Source organism: Streptococcus sp. SCPM-O-B-15304 (M98), from assembly GCF_058200215.1.
Genome location: NZ_JBYQGQ010000015.1, coordinates 1 through 17,622 on the forward strand (window position 1 = coordinate 1; position 17,622 = coordinate 17,622).

General features: G+C 40.1%; 22 protein-coding genes. 1 reads left to right on the forward strand and 21 read right to left on the reverse strand.

Translation table 11 applies throughout. From position 1 onward, the window contains the following. Positions 1 to 15: 15 nt before the first annotated feature. The 21 genes from AC3E7H_RS08560 to AC3E7H_RS08660 all read right to left on the reverse strand — a co-directional run bounded on the left by AC3E7H_RS08560 (position 16) and on the right by AC3E7H_RS08660 (position 17,010). The gene (locus AC3E7H_RS08560; protein WP_414257846.1) at positions 16 to 270 is read right to left on the reverse strand and encodes a DUF1912 family protein; all 255 of its coding nucleotides are present in this window, start codon (positions 268 to 270) and stop codon (positions 16 to 18) included. A gap of 9 nt (positions 271 to 279) precedes the next feature. Then, entirely contained in the window at positions 280 to 1,614 is a 1,335-nt protein-coding gene (locus AC3E7H_RS08565; RefSeq protein ID WP_490676391.1) for a DUF438 domain-containing protein, read from the reverse strand. Continuing rightward, complete coding sequence (locus tag AC3E7H_RS08570; RefSeq protein ID WP_485715016.1) at positions 1,614 to 1,847, reverse strand: DUF1858 domain-containing protein; 234 nt, start codon at positions 1,845 to 1,847, stop codon at positions 1,614 to 1,616. The genes AC3E7H_RS08565 and AC3E7H_RS08570 overlap by 1 nt, the downstream gene beginning before the upstream one ends. A gap of 321 nt (positions 1,848 to 2,168) precedes the next feature. Further along, complete coding sequence (locus tag AC3E7H_RS08575) at positions 2,169 to 2,351, reverse strand: hypothetical protein (protein ID WP_490676392.1); 183 nt, start codon at positions 2,349 to 2,351, stop codon at positions 2,169 to 2,171. Position 2,352: 1 nt separating this feature from the next. After that, complete coding sequence (locus AC3E7H_RS08580) at positions 2,353 to 3,132, reverse strand: hypothetical protein (protein ID WP_490676393.1); 780 nt, start codon at positions 3,130 to 3,132, stop codon at positions 2,353 to 2,355. A gap of 162 nt (positions 3,133 to 3,294) precedes the next feature. After that, entirely contained in the window at positions 3,295 to 3,645 is a 351-nt protein-coding gene (gene rbfA, locus AC3E7H_RS08585) for a 30S ribosome-binding factor RbfA (RefSeq protein WP_049527021.1), read from the reverse strand. A gap of 251 nt (positions 3,646 to 3,896) precedes the next feature. Then, entirely contained in the window at positions 3,897 to 6,650 is a 2,754-nt protein-coding gene (gene infB, locus AC3E7H_RS08590; protein ID WP_490676394.1) for a translation initiation factor IF-2, read from the reverse strand. A gap of 16 nt (positions 6,651 to 6,666) precedes the next feature. After that, positions 6,667 to 6,966, reverse strand: coding sequence for a YlxQ-related RNA-binding protein (locus AC3E7H_RS08595; protein ID WP_223140590.1), 300 nt, complete (start codon positions 6,964 to 6,966; stop codon positions 6,667 to 6,669). Further along, complete coding sequence (rnpM, locus tag AC3E7H_RS08600; RefSeq protein ID WP_000857562.1) at positions 6,959 to 7,252, reverse strand: RNase P modulator RnpM; 294 nt, start codon at positions 7,250 to 7,252, stop codon at positions 6,959 to 6,961. The genes AC3E7H_RS08595 and rnpM overlap by 8 nt, the downstream gene beginning before the upstream one ends. Before the next feature lie 22 nt (positions 7,253 to 7,274). Then, complete coding sequence (nusA, locus tag AC3E7H_RS08605; RefSeq protein WP_000032287.1) at positions 7,275 to 8,411, reverse strand: transcription termination factor NusA; 1,137 nt, start codon at positions 8,409 to 8,411, stop codon at positions 7,275 to 7,277. A gap of 42 nt (positions 8,412 to 8,453) precedes the next feature. Then, positions 8,454 to 8,933, reverse strand: a complete 480-nt coding sequence (gene rimP, locus AC3E7H_RS08610) for a ribosome maturation factor RimP (protein WP_490676395.1) — start codon at positions 8,931 to 8,933, stop codon at positions 8,454 to 8,456. A gap of 126 nt (positions 8,934 to 9,059) precedes the next feature. Further along, entirely contained in the window at positions 9,060 to 9,695 is a 636-nt protein-coding gene (gene trmB, locus AC3E7H_RS08615; RefSeq protein WP_490676396.1) for a tRNA (guanosine(46)-N7)-methyltransferase TrmB, read from the reverse strand. Then, entirely contained in the window at positions 9,692 to 10,486 is a 795-nt protein-coding gene (gene ccrZ / locus AC3E7H_RS08620; RefSeq protein ID WP_000362994.1) for a cell cycle regulator CcrZ, read from the reverse strand. Before ccrZ ends, trmB begins: the two co-directional genes overlap by 4 nt. Positions 10,487 to 10,711: 225 nt before the next feature. Then, positions 10,712 to 11,401 (reverse strand): CPBP family intramembrane glutamic endopeptidase, encoded by a 690-nt coding sequence (locus AC3E7H_RS08625; RefSeq protein WP_075228503.1) that lies wholly within the window; start codon positions 11,399 to 11,401, stop codon positions 10,712 to 10,714. 226 nt (positions 11,402 to 11,627) lie between these two features. Continuing rightward, complete coding sequence (locus AC3E7H_RS08630; protein WP_001148182.1) at positions 11,628 to 11,939, reverse strand: hypothetical protein; 312 nt, start codon at positions 11,937 to 11,939, stop codon at positions 11,628 to 11,630. Between the two features lie 329 nt (positions 11,940 to 12,268). Continuing rightward, on the reverse strand, positions 12,269 to 12,871 hold the full coding sequence (locus tag AC3E7H_RS08635; protein ID WP_000974185.1) for a CPBP family intramembrane glutamic endopeptidase: 603 nt from the start codon (positions 12,869 to 12,871) through the stop codon (positions 12,269 to 12,271). A gap of 502 nt (positions 12,872 to 13,373) precedes the next feature. Continuing rightward, positions 13,374 to 13,778, reverse strand: coding sequence for a hypothetical protein (locus tag AC3E7H_RS08640; protein WP_049508531.1), 405 nt, complete (start codon positions 13,776 to 13,778; stop codon positions 13,374 to 13,376). Positions 13,779 to 14,108: 330 nt separating this feature from the next. Next, the gene (locus AC3E7H_RS08645) at positions 14,109 to 14,465 is read right to left on the reverse strand and encodes a hypothetical protein (protein WP_049527003.1); all 357 of its coding nucleotides are present in this window, start codon (positions 14,463 to 14,465) and stop codon (positions 14,109 to 14,111) included. Positions 14,466 to 14,566: 101 nt separating this feature from the next. Further along, positions 14,567 to 15,916, reverse strand: a complete 1,350-nt coding sequence (locus AC3E7H_RS08650) for a sensor histidine kinase (protein WP_490676397.1) — start codon at positions 15,914 to 15,916, stop codon at positions 14,567 to 14,569. A gap of 13 nt (positions 15,917 to 15,929) precedes the next feature. Continuing rightward, positions 15,930 to 16,667, reverse strand: a complete 738-nt coding sequence (locus AC3E7H_RS08655) for a response regulator transcription factor (RefSeq protein ID WP_490676398.1) — start codon at positions 16,665 to 16,667, stop codon at positions 15,930 to 15,932. A gap of 4 nt (positions 16,668 to 16,671) precedes the next feature. Further along, on the reverse strand, positions 16,672 to 17,010 hold the full coding sequence (locus tag AC3E7H_RS08660; protein ID WP_490676399.1) for a LytTR family DNA-binding domain-containing protein: 339 nt from the start codon (positions 17,008 to 17,010) through the stop codon (positions 16,672 to 16,674). A gap of 278 nt (positions 17,011 to 17,288) precedes the next feature. Here AC3E7H_RS08660 and AC3E7H_RS08665 point away from each other — a divergent pair, with 278 nt between their 5' ends. After that, positions 17,289 to 17,618 (forward strand): helicase BlpT, encoded by a 330-nt coding sequence (locus AC3E7H_RS08665; RefSeq protein ID WP_490676400.1) that lies wholly within the window; start codon positions 17,289 to 17,291, stop codon positions 17,616 to 17,618. Positions 17,619 to 17,622: the final 4 nt, after the last annotated feature.

Below are 17,622 nucleotides of genomic sequence, written 5' to 3' on the forward strand. Positions count from 1 at the left end.
TCTAATTTCTGAAAATTAATAATTTCTCTCACCAAACAAACCTTCTGGTAAATCATGGAATCCCTTGCCTGTCTTGAAATTTTCAAACTTGCCTAGCAAGAACTGGTAGGCGTCCAAGCGGCTTTCATAGCGAATCACGGCATCTTTAGCACGCTCATCTTGATCTTCTTCATAGACCTTTTGGCTTTCCTTGAGCGCCATATCATTAATCATGATTTGGGTATTAACCCAGGCTTCAAATTCCTTCATAAATTCTTGTTCGTAACTCATTGTTTCTCCTTATTCTATTCCTCGATAATAATCTGTATCAATCTCACGGTAAGGCTGGATATCCTGAACGTACTCCAAGACTCCTTGAAATTCTCCATTTTCATCGTGTACAGCAGCATAAGTGATATGAATAAACTTGCCCCGTGATTCTGACTTGAACCACATCTCGTACTTGTCTTTTTTCCCTTCACGAAGACCTTTCATAATGGTCTTTACCTTATCAAGGTACTTGGGCGGGTGACAAAGCTCAACATTGCGCCCGACTTGAGAAGGTGTCCGCTTGAAAATCATCTCATCTGCTGGCGTATTGTCATTGTAATACTGGAAAATATCATCCTTATTAACAAAGGTAATTTCCATTGGCAGATGGTTGAGAATAAGATTAGCCTGCTCGACTGAGAGATAGCCATTACCAAAAGCCTGTTGACTATGGCGATCTACTACCGCTTCCTTTTCCTTAGGTGTGAAGGTGATAGTAAACTGACCTTCTGGCGTATCAATCACTTGTTGAACCTGTCCATCTACAGTTTCTGGCTGAGTTGGTTCTTCTACACTTTTTTCCTCAACAAAACTTTGACGTTCAGGAACCCATTTCTCAGACGGACGGATAATGGCATAGCCATAAGCATCACTTTCCTCTGCAATCTGAATCCAGTCATCCTGGGTGAAGGATTCGAGCAGAATCATGAGGAGGATGGACTCTTCCTTGAAAATCATACTCTCAAATTCAGTCGCAAAAGCTTCAAAAGCTTCCTTTACGGCGGAAATTGGCACTTCTGGGAGCGACTTAGTTGCCGCTAAAGCTGTTTGAAAGAGTTCCCTAATCTGGTCATCGACTCCCCACATGACTTTTGGAGGCGAATCATGTCCATAACGCTCCATGATAGGAAAGAAGAGTTCTTCCTTGCGCTGGTAGTGACGGTCGAACTGACCTACAAGCCCCATCTGACGAACCAACCCCTTACGCATCTCTGCAAGCATTTCCTCATCGTCCACAGATTCATAAGTCGAGAGCAATCTACGAACCCGAATCAAGGCAGCACGGAGGGCTAGATTTTCATCCTTAAAGACTCGCACAGGATGACCTGGATGCTCTGTATCTTCAACTTCGACACCCTTAACAGCATTCTTAAAGAGATTGGCATGGACATCACAGAGCTCCATGACGTCTTCAAAGGTTACGCCTGAGTCAGAGTTCATCAACTCGTGCTCCATGAGAGAAATCTCGATAGCTGATACACCTGTAAAGGTTGCATCAAAGCGTTCCTGAACGGATTCAGGGGAGGCTCCATTATGCAATTCTAATAAAATATCCCGTAGGATATGAATACGTTCATCTGCCATTAGTCTATTCCAATCACTTCGTAACCATTTGCTTCAAGTGTGCGTACAATCTTGTCCATAGGAGTTCCCTCCAGCTTAGACCCCTGTTTGAGCGATACTTTTCGTCCGACTGTATTTCGCATCAAAGGGTTTGCAAGAGGTTTAAAACCGAGTTCTACTAGGATATCTAAAACTTCTGGATGCTTGTCCACAACTTCCGCAACAGGAATAGATACATCAACGATATTGTCCATCATAACCTCCATCATATTCTCTAACAGTTTTTTCTTTTTTATTATACCACAAGGGCAAAGATTAAAAAACTAGCAGTAGAAGACTTGCTAGTTTATTTCGTATAATTTCATTATTTCTAATTATATAGACTTTTCCTAGTAAAACCTCAAAGTCTTATCCTTACCATGATCATCAGAGAAGTTTGAAAAACCAATCTATGATCTTGAAAAGAATCTTATAGAACAGTAATTGGAAGGCGAAAGAGATTAGGAACCAGAGTATTTTTATCAGACCAACAATTGGTGTTATAAAAAGAAGAGTAAAGAACCTCCAAAAAGATTTCATTCTTTATCCTCCGGCTTCATCAACCAAGTAGCTGTATCCATAAGCTTATCTACGAGAAATAATTTTCCCAAACTAACAACTATGTTTTCATCTTTCTTTATAGTTTCTGCAACTTTTAAAGCTTGCCTTGTAAGAAGATAATTACCGTAGGTTTTGGCCAGTATTGTTATAATCCCCATGTCATTCTCCTTCTATGATTTCCACTTCTTTTCGGATAGTGGCAACATCTCTTTGATATTGTGCTTCATCGTAGTTAATCAATTTGGACAATTCTTTTTGCAATCTTTCTCCCATGGGTTTCATGGTCGCAAAGGTTAAGGCACCTGATAGGACTCCACCTAAGATAGGAATAACTTTCCCCATCCCCTTAGCCAATCCTCCCTTGGTCAGATTCACTCCAAAGATTTTCAGAACTTTTTCCAAAATTGGATACCAAAGAGTCTTTGTTAAAGCCTTTTTATTCACGATTTTCATCACTTGCTTAGCAACTGTAACACCACCAGAACGAAGGAGAGCTCCCGCACCATTTACTCCCAACATCACTCCCAGATAGAGCAAGAGGGTATTTTTAGCTTCTTCGCTCAGCTCATTTCGTGAAGCCCAGAGATCATCATAGCCGTAAATATAGCCTAGCTCCTGAGCTAGTTTCAGTGAAAATGCGTAAAACTGGGCTACATCTGTCGGAATTGTAACGGCCATGGCAATACCTCCAGGTAATCCAGCCAAAACAGATGTCCCACTTGCTAGCAATACATTATCTCTAATACATGCATTAGCTACTCGATCTAAGGTTTCCTGAGGTAATAAAGCTGTCGGCCCTTCTTCCAATAATCTAGGAATATCCTTTGAAGCCACTTCCTTAGAGAATTTGTCCATTAAAAATTTTGACCGGTTCACTTTAACGACAGGAAGTTTTACTACCTGTTGCAACACTTGCATCGCCACATCTTCTTTAGCCATCTCTATCTCCATTTTTCATTCATATCAAGCTTTATCTTATCATATTTATGGAATAAATGATATTTTCAAGATTTATTTTATTTTCTGAATTTCTATTTATATAATCTGACTAGACAATGACCGACTTATAGCCACAAAAAAGAGGGTTGCCCCTCTTTCTGCTTAATGTTTATCCAGATTGCGTAGCATCTCGTCAATCTTGTTTCCATATTCGATGGATTCATCTTTGACGAAAGTTAAGTCTGGAATTTTGTACAATTTCAAATTGCGACCAAGTTCACGTTTGATGGTGCCAGTTGCTTTTTCAAGCCCGACTTGAGCTTTCTGATTATCTGAGGCAAGATTACTCAAAATGGTGTAGTAAACCTTAGCCATAGATAAATCACCTAGCATCTGAACATCAGTGATAGTCACACCTTGGACACGCGGATCACGGACTTTCTTTTGCAAAATCTCATTGACTTCGCGCTTGATCTCCATGCCCACACGATCCGTACGGAAATGATTTGCCATGCTTCTTCCTTTCTCTCAATTGAACCAAAAGCTAGGCCAGCAGACCTAGCTATTTTTAAACTTATTGATTTTCAATTCAAATTGAAACGAAGTTCAATTTGAACTTATCTGCTTCTTTCGCCGTGGTGAAAGTGATTGGACTGATAATTCAGTTCAATCACTGGGGATTTTTGAGACTCTAGGCTCAAAAATAAGCAATGAAACCATCGGTTTGCTTGCGTCCCTCACCACCTAAGAAAGGAGCAAAAATCTTATCTCTTGATTTCTTCCATGATATAGGCTTCAATCACATCATCCATCTTGAGGTCATTATAGCCATCAATCATAAGACCACCTTCACGGCCGTTTGTAACTTCTTTAACGTCATCTTTATAGTGTTTCAAGCTAGCTAGAGCTCCATCGTAAATAACAACACCATCACGGATAACACGGACTTTAGAGTCACGGGTAACTTTACCGCTGGTAACCATAAATCCACCGATTGTTCCCACTTTAGATACCTTGAAGGTTTCGCGGATAATTGCTTCACCGATAACTTTTTCTTTAAATTCTGGGTCAAGCATCCCTTTCATGGCCTCTTCCATCTCTTCGATAACCTTGTAGATAATGCTGTGGAGACGGATTTCTACATCGTCAGCTTCTGCTTGTTGACGTGCTTGTGGTGTAGGGCGTACGTTGAAACCAACGATAAAGGCATTTGAAGCCTCGGCAAGAGTCACATCGGATTCATTGATAGCACCTACTGCTGAGTGAACAATAGTTACTTTAACCCCTTCAACATCAATCTTTTGAAGTGATGCAGAGAGAGCTTCAACAGAACCTTGTACGTCTGCCTTGATGATGACATTAACAGACTTGAGTTCTCCTGCTTTAAGGGTATCAAAGAGGTTTTCAAGACTGACACGTTGAGTAGCTTGACGTTGCTTCATAAGAGCACGTTTGGCACGTTCTTCACCAGCTGCACGCGCAGATTTTTCATCTTCGTAAACAGCAAAGTGGTCACCCGCCATTGGTGCTTCGTTCAAACCAGTGATCGATACTGGTGTTGATGGGCCTGCGACCTTGACACGACGTCCGAGATCGTTGGTCATAGCACGGACACGTCCGAAAGTATTTCCGACAACGATTGGATCTTGAACGTTCAAAGTACCTTGTTGGACAAGGAGGGTCGCAACTGCACCTTTTCCTTTATCCAAGCGGGCTTCGATAACAGTACCAATGGCACGAACTGTTGGATCTGCTTTGAGTTCTTGGATTTCAGCCACAAGTAGAACAGTTTCCAAGAGTTCATCGATATTTTGGTTGAATTTAGCTGAGATTTCTACAAACTCAGAATCGCCACCCCAAGCTGTTGACATAACACCATGTTCAGCCAATTCACCGATAACACGTTCTGGATTAGCACCTGGTTTATCGATTTTATTGATAGCTACGATGATTGGGACATTAGCTGCTTTTGAGTGGTTGATGGCTTCGATAGTTTGAGGCATTACCCCGTCATCTGCCGCTACGACCAAGATGGTAATATCGGTAACAGAGGCACCACGCGCACGCATAGAGGTAAAGGCTGCGTGTCCTGGTGTATCAAGGAAGGTAATCTTCTTACCATTTTCCTCAATCTGATAGGCACCGATATGCTGAGTGATACCACCGGCTTCACCTGTTGCAACACGAGAATTACGAAGGGTATCCAAAAGGGTTGTTTTACCATGGTCAACGTGTCCCATGATCGTTACAACTGGTGGACGCTCTACGAGTTCATCTTCATTGAGATAACCCTCTTCAGCAAAGAAACGTTCAATATCAGCATTGTCGACTTCAACCTTTTGTTTCGCATCAATACCGTAATCTACCATGAGGAGTTCGATTGTTTCACCGTCCAAGGACTGGTTTTGTGTCGCCATCACACCCATCATGAAGAGTTTCTTAACAATCTCAGCTGGTTCGCGTTTGATACGTTTTGCGATTTCCGCAACGGTCATACCATCTGTATATTCAAATTCTGTTGGCAATTCATGGAACTTACGCTCTGTAACAGGTTTTGGTGCCTGATTACGGTTATTTTTGTTATTGCCTTTTTTATTCTTTTTGTTATTGTTCCAGTTACTATTTCTTTGATTTCTCACTTGATTTTGACTACTTCGATTCTTTTGTTGTTTTCTAGGACCATCTTCTTCGTGATCGTAATCATCACGATCTTTGTCTGGTCGGGCTTGTTTCTTACGACGTGTATCCACTACAGGTTCTTTAGCTGCAGGAGCTACTTCAACCACTGGTTGAACTGGCTGCGCTTGTTCAGCTAACTTAGCAGCTTCTTCAAAGATTTCCTCAGGTTCCTTGCGTTTGTTTGCTTGAGCCAAGGCTTCTTTGGCAGCTTGAGACTGCTTGAAGCGTTCCTCACTTGAACGAGCATATTCCGCATTTTGCTCTGCTTTTAGAGCAGCTGCACGGGCTTTGAAGTCAATGCGTGGTCCAGCCTGATTTGGACGTTTGTCCTCTTGCTGACGACGATCATTCCCACGATTTTGCTGACCTTGTTGTTTTTTACCTTGATCATTGAATCGACGGTTGTCACGATTGCCTTGACCTTGTTTACCACCATTACGGTTATCATTTTTTTGACGATTCCCATTTTGTTGATGGTCACGGTTATTGCCCTTGTTTTGCTTGCGTCGCTCTGCTTGCTCTTTTGCACGTGCTTCACGCTCAGCCTTAAAGTTTCGACTCTGCGGTTTTACTGGTACCACTTTTTCTTCTTTAGGGGCAACAGCTGCTGCTGGTTTTGCCTCTTCCTTAGTGACAACTGGTTTTGGAGCCACAGGTTTCGATTCTACCTTTGGAGCAGGAGCAGGTTTAAAACTTGCTACGATTTTTGAAGCAGCTGCTTCCTCCACACTTGATGAGTGGCTTTTTACATCCAAGCCCAACTCTTTTGCACGCGCTACAACTTCTTTACTTTCTTTTCCAAGTTCTTTTGCGATTTCGTACAATCTTTTCTTAGACAAATCATGTCCTCCTCTTCTATTCCATAAGAGACCTCATTTTCTTTGTAAATCCAGCATCTGTCACAGCCAAAACTTTTCTTGATTTTCCGACTGCTATGCTTAATTCCAGTGTTGAAAACACGGTAATAACTTCTACTTGATAATAATGACTTTTATCCTGAATCTTCTTGGTCAGGTTTGGACCTGCATCATGGGCAAGAAATACCAGTTTTACTTTCTGGTCTTGGATAGCCTTGACCACCATTTCTTCACCCGAGATGATTTTCCCTGCTCTCTGAGCAAGACCCAAGAGATTGGCAATTTTTTGCTTATTCAAGTCCTAACTCTCTTCTTTTCACTTTGTGATCGACATAGGCAATCAACTCGTCATAAAAGCTCTCTTCAACTTCCATACTAAAGCTACGGTTAAAGACTTTTTTCTTTTTGGCCTCAAGGGCTTCTGCATTGTCTAGCTTGATATAAGCGCCACGACCATTAGCCTTGCCTGTCGGGTCGATAAAGACCTGTCCCTCTTTGTTCTTGACAATACGGAGCAAGTCACGCTTATCAATCACTTCATTGGACACAACAGACTTACGCAAAGGGATTTTTCTAGTTTTCATCCTTCCCTCCTCTGATCAGCTCTTATTCTTCGACCAATTCGTCTGTTTCTACCTGGTCAGCTTGTTCTGCTGCTTCCATGGCTTCAAACTCACTTGCAGACTTGATATCGATACGGTAGCCTGTCAAATGAGCTGCTAAACGAACGTTTTGTCCACGACGACCGATCGCAAGAGAAAGCTTGTTATCAGGAACAACCACCAAGGCACGTTTGCTGTCGTTTTCATCAAAGATAACTTGGTCAACTTCTGCAGGAGCGATAGCGTTGTAGATAAATTCAGCTGGATCTGCTACCCATTCGATAACGTCGATGTTTTCTTCGATTGGAACCATACGATCGCTCTTAGCATCGTAGCGAGCTGGGTGGAATTTGCTAGTAATTTTCTTGATGTTAGCACCACCACGTCCGACGATTGTCCCGATCGCATCCACGTTTGGATTGTGGCTACGAACAGCAACCTTTGTACGGTCACCTGCTTCACGAGCCACGCTCATGATCTCAACTGTTCCGTCATAAACTTCAGGAATTTCTTGTTCCATCAAGCGTTTGATCATTTCTGGGTGGCTACGACTTACAAAGACATTCACACCACGAGGATTGTCTTCAACCTTGTAGACATAAACTTCGATACGATCGTGAGAAGCAAAGACTTCTCCAGGAATTTGGTCTTGTTTTGACAATTGAGCTTCGATGCTGCCAAGGTTGACATAGATAAAGCGATTGTCGAAGCGCTCCACTGTACCTGACATAATTTCTTGCTCATGCTCTTTGTAAGTATTGTAGGTAATGGCACGTGTTTGCTTGCGCATTTTTTCCATGATGGTTTGTTTGGCAGATTGAGCTGCTACACGACCAAACTCACCTGGTGCTTCTTCAAATTTAATCTTGTCCCCAAGCTCGTAAGCTGAGTTAATGGCAAGAGCATCTTTTAAGCTGATTTCCAAACGGCTATCAAATACTTCATCAACTACTTCACGAACAGTATAAACTGTAAAGTCACCTGTCTTTTCGTTAAAATCAATGGCTACACTGTCTGATTGACCATAGCGTCTGCGATAGGCTGAACGAAGTGATTCCACCACTGCATCAATGATGTCTTCTTTTTTGATTCCCTTGTCTTCTTCCAAAATGCGGAAGGCCTCTAGCATTTCTTTACTCATCTTCTATTCACTTTTGAATCTTCAAAAGCTTCCTTTCTTTTACTATAATTTTACTGCTAAACGTACTTTTGATACCAAACTGTATGGGATTTGGACCGTTTTCTTACGTGTCTTGTCCATATATTCCATAGTCAACTCATCCTCTTCAAAGGCTAGCAAGGTTCCTTCAAAGACCTTTTGCTTATCGATGGCTTGGTAAAGTCCAACATGGATGTATTTCCCAACCGCTCCAGCGACTGCTTCCTTGGTTTTCAAAGGACGCTCCAAGCCTGGGCTGGTGATTTCTAGGAAATATTGTTCTGGGAAGGGATCTGGCTTGATAGTATCTAGGACAGGACTGATAATCTCTGTCAAGTCCGCTGTGTCGTTCAAGGTAATTCCCTCTGGTTTATCTACAAAAATACTAAGAATCATGTCACTGCCAATCTTTCCGTACTCGATATCAATGAGTTCAAAGGGAGCTTCAATGACAGGTTCTACGACTTCTCTGACTAATTCTACGATAGTTGCGATTGCGTCCACCTCCTCATAAGCAAGAGGCGAAGATATTTCCCCGCCTCACTTTCTCATATTCTTACTTACAGTATAGCACTTTTGACTACTTATGTAAAGTATAAGCACTCAGAAGGCTTGATTTTAAGCTTTTTCTTAAAATTCTGCTTCAACTCGATAGATGACCTGACCCTTACTTGAGAATTTTTCTTCATATTCTGTCATGATATTGCCTTCAAAGTCGCTGGCATGCAAATCCAACCAAACTCCATTGAGCTTCATGCCGTATTGAGAAAAACTCACTAGGCTATATTCAAATAAGCCACGGTTATCTGTCTTGAAATGAATCTCACCGTGTTCAGGCAAGATACGCTTGAAGGTATCCAAGAAACTCTTATAAGTTAGACGACGCTTTTCATGACGCTTTTTAGGCCACGGATCTGAAAAGTTTAGGTACAAGCGATCAATCTCACCATCTTCAAAGTAGTCGGTCAAATCAGAACCATCAACCCACAACAACTTAATATTGGGTATAGCAACTTCCAAGACCTTGTCCAAGGCATAACTCAAAACAGACTTTTGAATATCAATCCCGATATAGTTGATATTAGGGTTTTGCTTGGCCATACCTGACACAAAGGCTCCCTTACCACTACCAACCTCAACATGGATAGGATTGTCATTTCCAAAGAGGTCTCGCCATTTTCCTTTGGCTTCTAAAGGATTTAAGACAACATACTGAGGATTAGCCTCTAGTAATTCTGTTGCCCCTTTACGATTTCTAACTCTCATCTCTTCTTTCCATACTTGTCACGGAAAATACGCAAGGCATAAATCTCCCGATTGACATTTTCTAGATCTTCATTTGTATAATATTTGGCAATCTGGCTCAAGAAGGATAACTGAGCATACCAAAATAGTTTGTTGATGACTGTTTGGTTGTATTTGTAACCGTAATAAGTCAACCACTCTTTCCACTGATAGTCTGGAATATAGTGACATAGCATATGCGCTACATCAAACATGCGATCCGTTAAACGAACGGAATCCCAATCCACTAAATAAACAAGACCGCTCTCTGTCTCAATCCAATTACTATGTCGTACATCTCCATGAACGATCGTTGCATAATCTTCCCTAAAGTTTGGCAAACTTCCTCGCAAATCCTCTACTACCATTCTTAGATATTGATTGTTCTTCAAGGATTCTGGAGCATCTTTTAACCAAGCCTGAAGCAAGTCAAAAGGTGTTTCTAAAGAATAGCCCAAACGAGTCAATTGCGTCATCAAAGGACGCGAACGATGCAAGCGGCTCAGAATATTGATAATCTGCTTGCGATTCATATCATAAGGGGTCAAAATTTTACCATTCAACCATTCTTGGGCACACATATCACGCCCATCCGATAAACGGCGAGTCCATAATAATTGAGGAGCGATTTGTTCCTTGGCTAAACCAGGTAGGATTGGAGAGGTGTTCATTTTAATAAAGACGCGCTTCCCATCAGGGTAGCTTCCCATATAAGCTTTTCCGCTTTTCCCAGGTATAGGGGTCAGCGTTAGCTCAATATCACCCAAGTCCATTTCTTTCCTCCGTATAAAGTTTCCTTACTATTCTACTAGTTTTTAGGCTATTCGTCAACCAGTCCAGACCTGATTCTCAAATAAAAGCCCTTTATCCAATTTTGTTAAAAGAAAAAGGCAAGCAGAGAGATCTGCCTAGCCTTGCTCATTCAATTTTTTTAGCAGAAAATTGTAAGGAAAAAATCTATGCTTAATCTGATAATTCAAGCTTTTAACTGGTTCTCATCATGCAAATACCCTATGTAAAAAAGTCATGATAAATGGTAAGTTTGCGATGATATTATTAACAATATGAATCGTATAAGAAGGATAGATAGTCTTGGTATAGCGTGTCAAACCACCAAAAATACAGCCAACTGCTGTATAAACCAGAAGGTCTAGTAGACTAGGAAAACTTGAAAAATGAGGTAAGGCGAACAAAACCGATGGGAATAGAATATCCAGTCCCCATCTTGAATTCTTAAAGAAGGCATGTTGAAGTAGTCCCCTACATACCAATTCTTCCATCAGAGGTCCTAGTACTATTAAGGTTAGGTAAACTCCGAACTCTGCAAAATTGGTCTCACTATAAGCAATAAACAAATTCCAACCTTCGTTTGTCCCCTGAACATGTTTAGCTGTCAGATAGTTAAAGCTTATAAGAACGACAGCTGCTAACATCGTCAGAACAGAATAACTCACCCACTTTTTCCTAGGGATACGAAAGAGATAAGCATGGCCCGATCTAACCAAGAACCACATCATCAAACCGATAAAGAGAAGACTGATGATGTTTCGAATCCAGATAAGATTTCCTACCCAAGACGAGAACTCCCAATAATTTCTCCAAAATTGGGTTGTCCAAGACAACCCGAAAAACAAAAATAAATAGGAAAGAACTGCACTCGTTTTGAAAAGAATAGAATATTTTTTCATAGAAACTCCCTAATAGCTTTGCTATCGTAACTGCCACTAATTATCATTTAATCCTCCAGCATTCAGTCTCGGTAGTTCTCACTAAACCTTTGACAAGCCAATACTTCTATCCGTAGTATACTTTTGTTGCTGTTCGAAACTGTACCTAGTTAGTCACTCGTTTTCCGTCAGGTTACAGCCAATCTTTTCAAACAAGAATACCTCATCCCTTTTTGACCCGATCATTTTATAAAACTTGATACTCTCGATGAAAAGCCTTGGCAGATACCACTCTATGATTTGTGAGGTCAAGATAATCTCCTGGATAGCCAAGGACATACATACTATAACCAGCAAAACCTCCTCCTGCCGTTCCGACTAGACCAATTTTGAGATTGGTTACAAGAGAAGACTGAAGTCCTGCCATTAAAATTCGGACATGATTGTCTAGCCATACTATGTAATTCTTTTGCAAAGCGTCTTCTACCCAACCTGGTTTAGGAGTATCTTTACCAACTTCCCAAACTTCTACTATTTGATTTTTATATTTTGCTTGCATCTTTTTAATCTTTCTTTTAGGACTCTCACAGGGTTTTTATGTTCTTCTTACCTGGTCTATGTTTTACCAGACTATAGATCGTAACAGGGGTACTTACCAGTACAAGAACATTTCTCCAGAGTTCTGTTGAAATCATGAGTACTCTTATACAAAGAACAAGAGATAGCAATATTATTACAACTCGGGCAAATAAATCTAACAATTCGACATACTTTTTCATTTGATTCCTCCATCTATTGATTTCACATCTACCAGGTCAGTTCCCTAGTCACTATGATGCCAACTGATCATCCTCTACATTCCTTTGTAAATTTAACCACTGTCAACTACTAGAAGAATGATAAACAATTGTAACAAATATGGACTAAGATAGGCACCGATAGATTTTGACTCTTTTTATAAGCAAAGCCCAGCATCAAACCTCCAAATAGATAATAGATAAATGAAGGAACATCATAAGGAGCATGCAGGAAAGAGAAGAGAGAGGCAGTCAGTATAAGCCCCAACCAAGAATTTTCAAAAACCGCACCTTGAAGGATACCTCTGAAAACAAATTCCTCCAGAATAGGCCCAAAAACTGTCACGCTTGCAATAAAGGATAAGGAAATTCCTGTACCAGTAGCCTCAAGGTGTTGATATCCAGCACCAGAAGATACTGTAAAAAAACTATAATAACCTATATTTACCAGCACACAAATAAGAAAGCTTCCAATAAAAAGTAGAATTTCTTTCTTCGTTAACCTTCTTAGCGAAACCATATCAAACCATTTCGCATAGGCAACACTCAGTGAAATCCAGAAAGTCTTTGCTATAATAAATAGGTACTCGTTTAGAAAAAAATCTCCTTGATTGATGGTATAGCCTACTGTAGTAACTATTATAAAGGCTAAAAATCCAACAAACACAGCATGACATTTATTAAAAATGGCCATAAACACAACCTCTCTCCTATTTAGAATCATCAAAATAAGGATGCAAGAATTTTGCATTTTACAGATGATCCTTAGCAGATATTAATTTGAAACTATTCATTCTATTTAGATGATCCATTACAGACCTATAAAACTTCTATGTTCAAGATTCAAAGTGGCTTTTTCTCCATTTTTTATTGAACTGAACGAAGATATAAACCGAAGCAAAGTATGCTAGTGCATCCATTACATAATACCACTCATTTCCCCTAAGCGGATAAAGACAAGTTTGCATGATTACATACAAGATGACAATCGTAATTATTTTTTTCGCCATAAGAATCACTCCTTTATTTCAGTTTAGCATTGGTATCCTTGTAACTTTTACACACTCAGTATAGCACTGCTTTTTTAGGTTTTGCATCCAAATCTTAAACGGTCGTCAAAAACTCTTAAATTACAAGAATTTCTCTTAAAAAAGACCAGCAGTCTGAAAACACTGCCTGTAAGTTCTTTTGTGAGCTTACTTTTTATAATACTTCAAGCCCCAAATGAGCAGCAGCATGATGATTAAGCAGAGAACAGAAGCAATATAACCAATCAGTTGTTGATAGGATTCTGCCGCCGTCATACCTCTATACAAACCGATAATAGACATAAAACCTGTCAATCCGATGAACATGAGTTGATTGGTTCTAGGATTGACCAACTCATCATCTTCAAACTTTCTCACTCTCATTTCTCTAGTGAGGTAAACAATCACCAAAATAGAAGACAAGTTGATAATCACTAGAAGCAATTGGAAAACCAAGGAAAAATGTAAAAACTGACGAGATAGAAATAAATAAGTAGAGATCAGTACAGGTAACTGCCCTAGGAACAATCTCGCAAGGAAGATGTTCCGTTTTTTAGCAAGAATAGTTTTCATTTCTTTACTCCTTTCTTTTTCATTAAAGCAAAATAGATTATAACTGCAATCAGATAGGCTATGGTATAAAATAAATGATACCAATTACTCTCCCCAAGCGGAGACATGATTAGATACAAGATGAAAATGACAAGTATTTTTTTCTTCATAAGACTTCCCCCTAAATATTTGTTGAGCAAAAACCTTTACACTGCCAGTATAGCACTCCTTTTGACCTTAATTTACCCAAATCATGAATGGTCATCGAAACCTCCTAAATTGTAGAAAAAAAGCAAGCACGAAAAATATGCTTGCCCTAATAAACCATAACCAATCAAAATGCTCTCATCCTTACTTCCCTTTTTTCTGATACATTCTCATGATAGCTAGGACGATAAAGGCTACCCAGCTTGCTAAAACTAGAAGGGTGACGCCTGTATGTAAGATTTCAGGTGTCCTCTCTATTCGGCTGATGAGACGGACTAAGGATATCACTGCCATCTGAATGAGGATCAAGGATTCTGCCCTAACCAATGATGTCTGCTGATTTTCAACTGCATGTAAAAAGGCTGGTAGCAAGACACAGGTTGAAACAATTATAATCAGATTAGCTCCTGTACCTTCTCCTTCGTTGACTAGAGAAAACATGAGAAGATTGGATAGGATGATCAGTACAGAACAAGCTATAAAATAAAATTTCTGGTTCATTTGTTTTTCCTCGAATATTATAAAAAGTCAGGTTGGATAAGGATAAATCGTTGCAGTGTTTTTCAACCTAAAATGCCACGGTTCTCTTGTTCACACATTCTCTAATCAGAACTTGACAGCAAATGAACCGCCAAAACCTGACGAAAGACTTGATCTTGACAGGTGGTATTGAGACTGGCATTGGGATAACTTTCCACAATCTTCATGACGGTATAGAGACCAACACCTCGGTCCTCCCCTTTAGAACTAACTCCAAAAGAGAAGATTTCAGAAACATCTATACCCTCTTCTTTGATGGAGTTTTCAATGATAAAGGTCTCCTGTGCGCCATTTTTTATAAAGGCGATTGAGACATGAGGTTGACTAGCCTCTGCACTAGCTTCAATGGCATTGTCACAAAGGATAGACACAATAGTCAGAAAATCAAGCAGACTCATACTCTCGACTTGAATCTCCTCAGGAACTTCGACATTAAAGACAATTTCCTTTTCTCTAGCTTTTAGAAATTTGCCTGCTAGGAGACTTTTAAGGGCACGGTCACGAATATTCACCAATCTGCCAAGGTCATATTTATTGTCCTGCAATTTTTGGCTAGAGTCCTTTAAGACGGAGTCGTAGACCTCTTTTATCTGCTCCATATCCTCCTCTTCAATGCCCAGACGTAAGCTGGTCAAGAGGTTGGTATAATCATGACGAAAGCTCCGTACTTCCTTGTAAAGCTCCTCTATATGCCGACTATACCGCTCCATATCTCTGTAACGCAAGTCCTGCTCTTGGTTCAGTCTCTCATGGAGTTTGTCCTTCAAATAGGTATCCAATTTCTTGATAACCCCCATAAAAAAGAGCAAGTAAAACACTAGGATGAGATGGCGCACAGTCTTTGATTGAATACCTTGTTCATATTCAAAGAAAGACAGAGTTTCCATGACTAGATAGTAGCCCCCCATTATCCAGTTAATCTTAGTCAGGGACTTTTGAAAAGCTTTATCGAGAATCTCCTTTCTCAAGCTAGTGAAATCATAGTCTAACCATTTCAAAAAGGCTAGAGAAATGAAGAAATTGAAAATTATTATACATAACCCAGTAAATGAGTAGCCATCATATACTTGCCCTTGTCCCAAAAATGGAAGCACAAAATAGGAGACTCCTCTATAAAAGAGATTCACCAATATCATTGGAAAGAGACCATAAAAGAAAAGGAGTTTTTTAGGAAGCCCTTTTAACAATAAGAAAGACAATCCTATGCCGTACAAGGGTTCCATAAAATAAGATAGGTAGACATTTCCTACTATATAGCTAATTGTTACAAAAACTAAGGCCAACAGTATCTTAAAAAGAAAAGCCTTAAAAATCCTCTCGAAAGTAAGGCTAATTCCATCCACCTTAAAGAACATGACAATTTCTAGCCCATTAGTAATAAGTGTATACAATATCATCCAAATATTATACATAAGTTCTCCTCACTCAGTGTAAGTTATTGATAACTTCAGACACTTCCCTGACCTTATAACGCGCGATCAGACAGCTTCCGCCATTGGGAAAGAAAAGGAGTTTTTCTTTCTTATCCAAACGAACTACATTAGTTGGATTGACTAGAAAAGAGCGATGGCACTGCAAGAGACGAGGCTCCTGCTTGAGAACCTCCTCTAAACTCGCCGTAAATTCTAACCTGTCTGTCTTGGTATAGAGAATAACACGATGGGGTCTTGGGGACGTTTCGAGATAGTAGACCTCTTTAAAGGGATACTGAAATTGGGCAAATTTTGATTTAAAGTAAAAGCAATCTTCCGCCAGACTTTTACTGTCTTGACTATTGGCATAGAGGAGGGCTGTCTCGATACGAGATTCAAATTCCTCTGCCGAAAGGGCCTTATCAATGTAGTCCAAAGCAGACACTTGGTAACGAAAGGACAGGGGCATAAACTCTGAGTGAGTCGTCACAAAGACGATCAGGGCATAGGGGTCCCGATCCCGAATCTTTCTAGCCACTTCCAGACCCTTCATCTCTTCGTTTCGAATCTCAATGTCCAAAAAGAATAGCTGATGCGCCCCCTTCTCATGCACTTCTGCCAGCAGTTGGTCTGGCTTGCCAAAGACTTCAAAAGAACTGGGAATGATGCTCTGTTTTTTCAAAAGTTTTTCAATCGTCGTTTCAATTCTGGCTTGTTGGGAAAAATCATCTTCTAAAACAAATATTCTCATCTTCTTACTCTCCTTGTTTCAACCATTTTTGGCGAATTTCTCTATAACGACGTCTGGAATACTGAACAGCATATCGACCTTCTTCTCCAAGAAAAAGAGTCTTCGATTGGAGTTCCATGGATTTTACTCGTTCAAGGTTGACCAGACAATTTCGATGACATCTCGTTAAGGTTTCCCCATATTGTTTCTCAAGATTGCTTAAATTTTGAAACAAATCAAAGCTAGCGTCTTCTGTAACAATCTGCACGGTATGGGCTTTACTTGGATGCGTTTGGATGTAGTAGATATCCTTTATGTTTAATTTGAAAATTTCTTTCTCTTTTTGGATAATAATATAGTTCATGGATAAAACCTCCTGAAGAGAGGATACCATAAGTCTAGAATCCATTTTTTGCCAAATCCTAAACGGTTATCAAAAATTCCTAAAGTGTCGAAGTTTTTCCGAAATAACTATGATAACCTTACAACTATTTTATCATAAAATCCCGCTATTACCATTCAGGAAATTTCAATGACAATTAAAGATTTGTAGGTAAAAAAAGAGTAAAAAGTGATAGGCTAGGATTATAGAAAGACAAAGGCTTAAAACAACTTTAAAACCATCACAAAGGAGGAATTCTCATGACGGATACAGATCCAATCAAAACTGCCCAGGCACTGATAACTGAGTTAAACAAAGCTTACCAAGTCTGCAAACAGGCAACAGCTGACGATGTCCGTTTTCAGGAGCAACTGGACAATATCCTCCGCTTTCTCTCTAAAGCTGAGACAGTGGATAATCGATTCTTGATTGAGCTGGAAAAATTTTACCAAACTTCCAGTCTTCTCATGGGCCTCAGTGCTCTCAATCCAGACGCTCCTACTCGCGCCGCTTGGAGAGCCTATGACCGCTTCCACTTTGACCAAGTCAAGACCAAGTTGAGTCTCTACGGACCAACCATTATCCTGTAGTAAC